The following is a 9,700-nucleotide window of genomic DNA, read 5'->3' on the forward strand; positions in this document are numbered from 1 at the left end:
ACTCATGAGCACGATCTCCCTCTTCGCAAGGAGCCGACGCAATGGTGAATAACGAGGACAAGCTCCGGGACTACCTCAAGCGGGCCACCGCCGATCTGCGTCAGGCCCGTCGGCAGCTCCGCGAGGTCGAGGAGCGGCACCAGGAGCCCATCGCGATCGTCGCGATGAGCTGCCGCTACCCGGGTGGTGTGCGCACCCCCGAGGAGCTGTGGCGGCTCGTCCTGGACGGCGAGGACGCGATCTCCGGCTTCCCCACGGACCGTGGCTGGGACGTCGAGTCGCTCTATGACGCCGACCCCGACCAGGCGGGCGCCAGCTATGTGAACGAGGGCGGGTTCCTCTACGACGCGGGCGGCTTCGACCCGGCGGTCTTCGGGATCTCGCCGCGTGAGGCCATGGCGATGGACCCGCAGCAGCGGCTGCTGCTGGAGAGCTCCTGGGAGGCGTTCGAGCGGGCCGGGATCGACCCGACCGGGCTGCGCGGCCACCGGACCGGTGTGTTCGCGGGCGTGATGTACCACGACTACACCTCGCGGCTGGACTCGGTGCCCGAGGGCGTCGAGGGCTTCCTCGGCACCGGCAGCTCCGGCTCCATCGCCTCCGGCCGGGTGTCGTACACCTTCGGTCTCGAGGGCCCGGCGGTCACCGTCGACACGGCGTGCTCGTCGTCGCTGGTCACCCTGCACATGGCGGTGCAGGCGCTGCGCAACGGCGAATGCTCACTGGCGCTCGCGGGCGGTGTCACCGTGATGGCCACGCCCTCGACGTTCACCGAGTTCAGCCGCCAGCGCGGACTCGCCGCCGACGGCCGCTGCAAGCCCTTCGCCGCCGCCGCGGACGGCACCGGCTGGGGCGAGGGCGTGGGCATGCTGCTGGTCGAGCGGCTGTCGGACGCCCGCCGACACGGTCACCCGGTGCTGGCCATCGTGCGTGGCTCGGCCATCAACCAGGACGGCGCCTCCAACGGCCTCACCGCGCCCAACGGCCCGTCCCAGCAGCGCGTCATCCACCAGGCGCTCACCAACGGCCGCCTCTCCGCCGCCGATGTGGACGCCGTCGAAGCACACGGCACCGGTACGACGCTGGGCGACCCGATCGAGGCGCAGGCGCTGCTCGCCACCTACGGCCAGGAGCACACCGAGGACCAGCCGCTGCTGCTCGGCTCCATCAAGTCCAACATCGGGCACACCCAGGCCGCCGCCGGTGTCGCCGGAATCATCAAGATGGTCATGGCCATCCGCCATGGCGTGCTGCCCAAGACGCTGCACATCGACGAGCCGACCCCGCATGTCGACTGGTCGGCGGGCGCGGTGTCGCTGCTCGCCGACACCACCCCCTGGCCGGAGACCGACCACCCGCGCCGCGCCGCCGTGTCCTCCTTCGGCTTCAGCGGCACCAACGCCCACACCATCCTGGAGCAGGCCCCCGCCGAGGAGGCCGAGGAGGCCGAGGAAGCCACCGAGGCACCGGCGGCCCCGACGAAGCGGCTGGACGTCCTGCCCTGGGCGGTGTCGGGCAAGAGCGCGGCGGGGCTGCGCGCCCAGGCCGAGCGGCTGCTGGCCCATCTCGAGGCCGACCCGTCCCTCGGCCCGGTGGACGTGGCCCTCTCGCTGACCACCACCCGGGCCCAGCTCGACCACCGCGCCGTGGTGCGCGGCCACGACCGTGACGAACTGCTGGCCGGGCTCGCCGCCCTGGCCGAGGGCGGTATGGCGGCGGGCGTCGCACAGGGCTCCGTCGTCGGCGGCCGCACGGCGTTCGTGTTCCCGGGGCAGGGGTCGCAGTGGGCCGGTATGGCGGTGGGGCTGATGGACGCCTCGCCCGTCTTCGCCGCCCGTATTGATGAGTGTGCCGCGGCGCTCGCGGAGTTCACCGACTGGTCGTTGGTGGAGGTGCTGCGGGGCGCTGAGGGTGCGCCGTCGCTGGAGCGGGTGGATGTGGTCCAGCCGGTGTTGTTCGCGGTGATGGTGTCGCTCGCGGAGCTGTGGCGTTCGCTGGGCGTCGTCCCGGCGGCCGTGGTCGGCCACTCGCAGGGTGAGATCGCCGCCGCGTGTGTGGCGGGGATTCTGTCGCTGGAGGACGCGGCGCGTGTGGTGGCGCTGCGCAGTCAGGCGATCGGCCGGGTGCTGGCGGGCGAGGGTGGCATGGTGTCGGTGGCGCTGCCGGTGGCGGATGTGCGGGAGCGGATCGGGGCCTGGGGCGAGGAGCGGATCTCGGTGGCGGCCGTCAATGGGCCGTCGTCGGTGGTCGTCTCCGGTGAGCCCGAGGCCCTCGACGAACTGGTCGCCGCGTGCGAGGCGGATGAGGTGCGGGCGCGGCGGGTGCCGGTGGACTACGCCTCGCACTCCGCGCAGGTGGAGTTGCTCCGCGAGGAGTTGCTGGAGCTGCTGGCCCCCGTACAGCCGAAGAACGCCCAGGTGCCGTTCCTGTCGACGGTGACGGGGGAGTGGGTCGAGGGGCCGGAGCTGGACGCCGAGTACTGGTTCACCAATCTCCGCCGCACGGTTGAGCTGGAAGGCGCCGTTCGCCGCCTGCTGGACGAGGGCTTCGGAGCCTTCATCGAGTCCAGCGCGCACCCGGTGCTGACGATGGGTGTGCAGGAGACTGCCGAGGACGCCGGTGTGGACGCGGCCGCGATCGGGTCGCTGCGCCGTGACGAGGGCGGTCTGGACCGCTTCTGGGCCTCCGTCGGCGAGGCGTGGACGCGTGGCGTCACCGTGGACTGGGCCGGGGTGTTCGACGGTACGGGCGCGGCCCGCGTCGAGCTGCCCACGTACGCCTTCCAGCACCAGCACTACTGGCTGGAGGCGGGCAGCCCGACCGCTGCCGCCGCCATCGCCGCCGACCCCGTCGAGACCCGCTTCTGGGAGGCCGTCGAGCGCGAGGACTGGCAGACGCTCGCCGCCGAGCTGGACGTCGACGGCGACGAGCGGGTCAGCGCGCTGCTGCCCGCCCTGGCGTCGTGGCGCAAGCAGGCCCGTGAGCAGTCCACGGTGGACGGCTGGCGCTACCGCGTCACCTGGAAGCCGCTCGCCGACAGTCAGTCCGCGCGGCTGACCGGCACCTGGCTCGTCGTGGCCCCAAACACGGAGGACACGGAGGACACCGAGGACACAGAGGGCACCGGGACCGCCTGGACCGACGCCGTGGCCCGTGTGCTCGCCGAACGCGGCGCCGACGTACGGCGGATCACCGTGGACACCGCCGCCGACGGCCGCGAAGAGCTCACCGAGCGGCTGCGCGCCGCGCTCGCGGAGACCGACGGCATCCCGTTCACCGGAGTGCTGTCGCTGCTGGCCCTCGACGGCCGTTCGCACCCCCGGCACCCCTCCGTCCCGGCCGGGGTGGCGGCGCAGCTCGCGCTGGTGCAGGCCCTCGGCGACGCGGAGATCGGCGCGCCGCTGTGGTCCGCCACCCAAGGCGCGGTCTCCGTCGGCCGCGCGGACCCGCTGGACTCCCCCGAGCAGGCGCTGGTCTGGGGCCTGGGCCGGGTGGCCGCGCTGGAGCACGGCGAGCGCTGGGGCGGTCTGGTGGACCTGCCCGGGGCGCCCGACGAGCGGGCGCTGGCCCGGCTGGTGACCGTGCTCGCCGGGGCCGAGGAGGAGGACCAGGTCGCGATCCGCGCCACCGGGCCGCTCGTACGCCGTCTGGTGCGCGCCCCGCTGGCCGCCACGCCCGCCGTACGGTCGTGGAAGCCGTCCGGTACGACGCTGGTCACCGGCGGTACGGGCGCGCTGGGCGCCCATGTGGCGCGCTGGCTGGCCGGCAACGGGGCCGAGCACCTGGTGCTCACCAGCCGCCGTGGCCTGGACGCCCCGGGCGCGGCGGATCTGCGGTCCGAACTGACCGAGCTCGGCGCCAAGGTCACCATCGCCGCATGCGATGTGGCCGACCGCGCCCAGGTCGAGGCGCTGCTCGCGGACATCCCCGCCGAACACCCGCTGACCGCCGTCGTCCACACGGCCGCCGTGCTGGACGACGGGGTGATCGAGGGCCTGACCCCGGACCAGGTGGACCGGGTGCTGAAGGTCAAGGTGGACGCCACCCGCCAGCTGCACGAGCTCACCCGGGATCTGGACCTGTCCGCGTTCGTGCTGTTCTCCTCCTTCGCGGCCACCTTCGGCGCACCCGGCCAGGGCAACTACGCCCCGGGCAACGCCTTCCTCGACGCCTTCGCCGAGCACCGGCGCGCCCAGGGCCTGCCCGCCACCTCGCTGGCCTGGGGCCCGTGGGGCGAGGGCGGGATGGCCGAGGGCGGCGTCGGCGACCGGATGCGCCGCCACGGCGTCATCGAGATGGCGCCGCGCGCTGCCGTCACCGCGCTCCAGCACGCGCTGGACCGCGACGAGTCGGTGCTCACCGTCGTCGACATGGAGTGGAAGCGCTTCGTCCTCGCCTTCACCTCCGGCCGCTCCCGTCCGCTGCTGCACGACCTGCCCGAGGCGCGGGACGTCATCCAGGACATGGCCGGAGACGCCGAGGCGGACGGCGCGGGCGCGGTCGCTCTCGCCCAGCGGCTCGCCGGGGTGCCGGAGGCCGAGTGGGAGCGGCTGGTGCTGGAGCTGGTGCGCACCGCCGTCGCGGCCGTCCTGGGCTACGCGGGCGCCGACGACGTCGAGGCGGGCCGGGCCTTCAAGGAGCTGGGCTTCGACTCGCTGACCGCCGTCGAGCTGCGCAACCGGCTCAGCGCCGCCAGCGGGCTGAAGCTGCCCCCGACCCTGATCTTCGACTACCCCACCCCGACCGTGCTCGCGCGCCATCTGCGCACCGAGATCGCGGGCGGGCAGCGAGCCGCCGTGGCCGCGCTGCCGACCGCGGCGGCGCTCGCCGACGACGAGCCGATCGCCATCGTCTCCATGAGCTGCCGCTTCCCGGGCGGGGTGCGCACCCCCGAGGCGCTGTGGCAGCTGCTCGCCTCCGGTGGCGACGCGCTGTCGGAGTTCCCGGGCGACCGCGGCTGGGACATCGAGTCGCTGTACAACCCGGACCCGGACGCGCAGGGCACCAGCTACACCCGCGAGGGCGGATTCCTCACCGGGGCCGCCGACTTCGACCCCACCTTCTTCGGGATCTCGCCGCGTGAGGCCATGGCGATGGACCCGCAGCAGCGGCTGCTGCTGGAGACCTCCTGGGAGGCGTTCGAGCGGGCCGGCATCGACCCGGCCACGCTGCACGGCAGCCCGTCCGGTGTCTTCGTCGGCACCAACGGCTCCGACTACTCCATCGTCATGCGCAACAACACCGAGGGCTACGAGGGCCACCTCGCCACCGGCAGCGCCGCGAGCGTCGTCTCCGGCCGCCTCTCGTACACCTTCGGCCTGGAGGGCCCGGCGGTCACCGTGGACACCGCGTGCTCGGCGTCGCTGGTGGCGCTGCACCTGGCCGTCCAGTCGCTGCGCCAGGGCGAGTGCTCGATCGCGCTCGCGGGCGGGGTGACCGTGATGGCCACGCCGGGCACGTTCATCGAGTTCAGCCGCCAGCGCGGACTCTCCTCCGACGGCCGCAGCAAGGCGTTCTCCTCGGACGCGGACGGCTTCAGCCCGGCCGAGGGCGTGGGCATGCTGCTGGTCGAGCGGCTGTCGGACGCGCGGAAGAACGGTCACCCGGTCCTCGCCGTCGTCCGTGGCTCGGCGATCAACCAGGACGGCGCGTCCAACGGCCTGACCGCCCCCAATGGCCCGTCCCAGCAGCGCGTCATCCGGCAGGCTCTCGCCAACGCCCGGCTGTCCGCCGCCGATGTGGACGTCGTGGAGGCACATGGCACCGGTACGACGCTGGGCGACCCGATCGAGGCGCAGGCGCTGCTCGCCACCTACGGCCAGGAGCGGTCCGACGGGCAGCCCCTGCTGCTCGGCTCCATCAAGTCCAACATCGGCCACGCCCAGGCGGCCGCCGGTGTCGCGGGTGTGATGAAGCTCGTGCTCGCGCTGCGCCACGGCGTGCTGCCGGAGTCGCTGCACATCGTCGAGCCCACCCCGCATGTGGACTGGTCGGCGGGCGGCGTCGAGCTGCTGACCGGGGCGCGGGAGTGGCCGGAGACCGGCCGTCCGCGCCGGGCCGCCGTATCCTCGTTCGGCTTCAGCGGCACCAACGCCCACGCCATCATCGAGCAGGCGCCCGCCGAGGAGCCGGGTGAGGCCGAGCCGGTGACCCGGCGGCTCGGCGCGCTGCCGTGGACGGTGTCCGGCAAGAGCGAGGCGGCGCTGCGCGACCAGGCCGCCAAGCTGCTGGCCCACCTCGACGCCGACCCGGCCCCGCGCCCGCTGGACATCGGTCACGCGCTGGCCACCACCCGCGCCGCCTTCGACCGGCGTGCGGTGCTGGTGGGCACGGACCGGGACGATTTCGTCCGGGGTCTGGACGCCCTCGCTAGGGGGCAGGTCCTGCCGAATCTGGTGCAGGGGGCCTCAATCGGGGGCAAGGCCGCATTCGTGTTCCCAGGACAGGGGTCACAATGGGTAGGCATGGCCGTGGGGCTGTTGGATGCTTCACCGGTGTTCGCTGCCCGTATTGATGAGTGTGCTGCCGCGCTCGCGGAGTTCACCGACTGGTCGTTGGTGGAGGTGCTGCGCGAGGCGGAGGGCGCACCGTCACTGGAGCGGGTGGACGTTGTTCAGCCGGTGTTGTTCTCCGTGATGGTTTCGCTCGCGGAGCTGTGGCGTTCGCTGGGTGTGCGGCCGTCGGCCGTGGTCGGCCACTCGCAGGGTGAGATCGCGGCGGCGTGTGTGGCGGGGATTCTGTCGCTGGAGGACGCGGCGCGTGTGGTGGCGCTGCGCAGCCAGGCCATTGGCCGGGTGCTGGCGGGCAGGGGCGGCATGGTGTCGGTGGCGCTGCCGGTGGCGGACGTACGGGAGCGGATCGCGGCCTGGGGCGAGGAGCGGATCTCGGTGGCGGCCGTCAACGGGCCGTCGTCGGTGGTCGTCTCCGGTGAGCCCGAGGCCCTCGACGAGCTGGTCGCCGCGTGTGAGGCGGATGAGGTGCGGGCGCGCCGGGTGCCGGTGGATTACGCCTCGCACTCCGCGCAGGTGGAGTTGCTCCGCGAGGAGCTGCTGGAGTTGCTGGCGCCCGTACAGCCGAAGAACGCCCAGGTGCCGTTCCTCTCCACCGTGACGGGGGAGTGGGTCAACGGTTCCGAGCTGGACGCCGAGTACTGGTTCACCAACCTCCGCCGCACCGTTGAGCTGGAGGGCGCGGTCCGGCGGTTGCTGGACGAGGGCTTCGGAGCTTTCATCGAGTCCAGCGCCCACCCGGTGCTGACGATGGGTGTGCAGGAGACCGCCGAGGACGCGGGCCGTGAGGCCGCCGCGATCGGGTCGCTGCGCCGCGACGAGGGCGGTCTTGACCGCTTCTACACCTCGCTGGGCGAGGCGTGGACGCGTGGCGTCGGCGTGGACTGGGAGGCGGTGTACGAGGGGACGGGCGCGGCCCGCGTCGAGCTGCCCACGTACGCCTTCCAGCACCAGAGCTACTGGCCGCGGGCGGCCGGCACCCCGGCCGACGAGTCGGGCGCGCCGTCCGACGCCGTGGACGCCCGCTTCTGGGAGGCCGTCGAGCGCGAGGACCTGGAGTCGCTGGCCGACACCCTCGCGTTCGAGGACGACGGTGAGCGGTCCTCGCTCGGCACCGTCCTGCCCGCCCTGGCGTCCTGGCGCAAGCAGGCCCGCGAGCAGTCCGCGGTGGACGGCTGGCGCTACCGCGTGACCTGGACCTCGCTGACCGAAGCCCAGGCCCCCCGGCTGTCCGGGACCTGGCTGCTGGCCGTGCCCGAGTCCGCCGCCATCGACGACTGGACGCTCGGCGCGGTGCGGATGCTCACCGAACGCGGCGCCGAGGTGCGGCAGATCACCCCGACCGCCGTGGAGTCGGACCGTGCGTCGCTGACCCGCCTGGTGCGCGAGGAGCTGGCCGACGCCGGAGCCGTCTCGGGTGTGCTGTCGCTGCTCGCCTTCGACGCGGGCACCGCGCCCGGCACCGACGGTGTCAGCGCCGGGCTGGTCGGTACCGCCGTGCTGATCCAGGCCCTCGGCGACGCCGGGGTGGACGCGCCGCTGTGGTGCGCCACCCGGGGCGCGGTCGCCGTCGGCCAGACGGACCAGGTGGACTCCCCCGAACAGGCGCTCGTCTGGGGCCTCGGCCGGACCGCCGCCCTGGAGTACCCGGAGCGCTGGGGCGGTCTGGTGGACCTGCCCGGCGCGCCCGACGAGCGGGCGCTGGCCCGGCTCGCCGGGGTGCTCGCCGGGACCGACGGCGAGGACCAGCTCGCGGTGCGCGCGGCCGGGGTGTTCGCCCGCAGGCTCGCCCACGCCCCGCTGGCCGGCGCGCCCGCCGTACGGTCGTGGAAGCCGTCCGGTACGACGCTGGTCACCGGCGGTACGGGCGCGCTGGGCGCCCATGTGGCGCGCTGGCTGGCCGGCAACGGCGCCGAGCACCTGGTGCTCACCAGCCGCCGTGGCCTGGACGCCCCTGGCGCTGCCGAGCTGCGGGACGAGCTGACCGAGCTGGGCACCGGGGTCACCGTCGCCGCGTGCGACGTGGCCGACCGCAAGGCCGTCGAGACGCTGCTCGCCGCCATCCCAGCCGACCGGCCGCTCACGGCGGTCATGCACGCCGCGGGCGTCCTGGACGACGGCGTACTGGACGCGCTCACCCCGGAGCGGTTTGCCACCGTGCTCGGCCCCAAGGCCGACGCGGCGCGCCATCTGGACGAGCTGACCCGCGATCTGGACCTGTCCGCGTTCGTGCTGTTCTCCGGTATCGCGGGCACCCTCGGCGACGCCGGACAGGGCAACTACGCGGCGGCCAACGCCTATCTCGACGCGCTGGCCGAGCAGCGGCGCGCCGACGGCCTGCCCGCCACCTCGGTGGCCTGGGGCCGCTGGGGCGAGACGGGCCTGGCCGCCGACGGTGCCATCGGCGAGCGGCTGGATCGGGGCGGTGTCCCGGCGATGGCCCCGCACGCCGCGATCACGGCGCTGCAGCGGGCCCTGGACCACGCGGACACGGTCGTGGCCGTCGCCGACATCCAGTGGGACCGCTTCGCCTACGGCTACACGGCGGTCCGCCCCAGCCCGCTCATCGGCGAGCTGCCCGAGGTCCGGCGGCTGCGGGAGACCGGCGGCCCGGCCGGTGAGCCCGGCGCGGCCTCCGACGGGTCCCCGGCGGACGCGCTGCGCAAGCGGCTGGCCGGGATCTCCCGGGCCGAGCAGTCCCTGGTCGTCCTGGAGGTCGTGCGTACGAACGCGGCCGCCGCGCTCGGCCACTCCTCGACCGACGAGGTCGGCGCCGGGCGGGCGTTCAAGGAGCTGGGCTTCGACTCGCTCATCGCGCTGGAGCTGCGCAACCGGCTGACCGCCGGCACCGGGCAGAAGCTGCCCGCCACGCTGGTCTTCGACTACCCGACCCCGGCGGCGCTCGCCGAGTTCCTGTGCGGCCGGATCGTGGGCGACGGCGGTACGGCCGCGGCGCCCGGACTCGCGGAGCTCGACGCGCTGGAGTCCGCGCTGTCCGTCCTGGACCCCGGCAGCGAGGCGCGGGACGACATCGCGGTCCGGCTGCGGGACCTCGCGGCGAAGTGGGCGGAGCCCCGTACGGCCGATGCCGAGGCGGCCGACGGCGACAGCGGCACCGTGACGGAGAAGTTGCAGGAGGCGACGCCCGACGAGGTCTTCGCCTTCATCGACAAAGAACTCGGAATCTAAGG

The 9,700-nt window shown here is 74.0% G+C and carries 1 protein-coding gene; it reads left to right on the forward strand.

What is annotated here, in order from left to right:
• Positions 1–41: 41 nt before the first annotated feature.
• The gene (locus tag JK364_RS08930; RefSeq protein ID WP_201849373.1) at positions 42–9,698 is read left to right on the forward strand and encodes a type I polyketide synthase; all 9,657 of its coding nucleotides are present in this window, start codon (positions 42–44) and stop codon (positions 9,696–9,698) included.
• The last annotated feature ends 2 nt before the right edge of the window (positions 9,699–9,700 follow it).

The sequence above is a fragment of the Streptomyces endocoffeicus genome (assembly GCF_016741935.1).
Taxonomy (GTDB): Bacteria; Actinomycetota; Actinomycetes; order Streptomycetales; family Streptomycetaceae; genus Streptomyces; species Streptomyces endocoffeicus.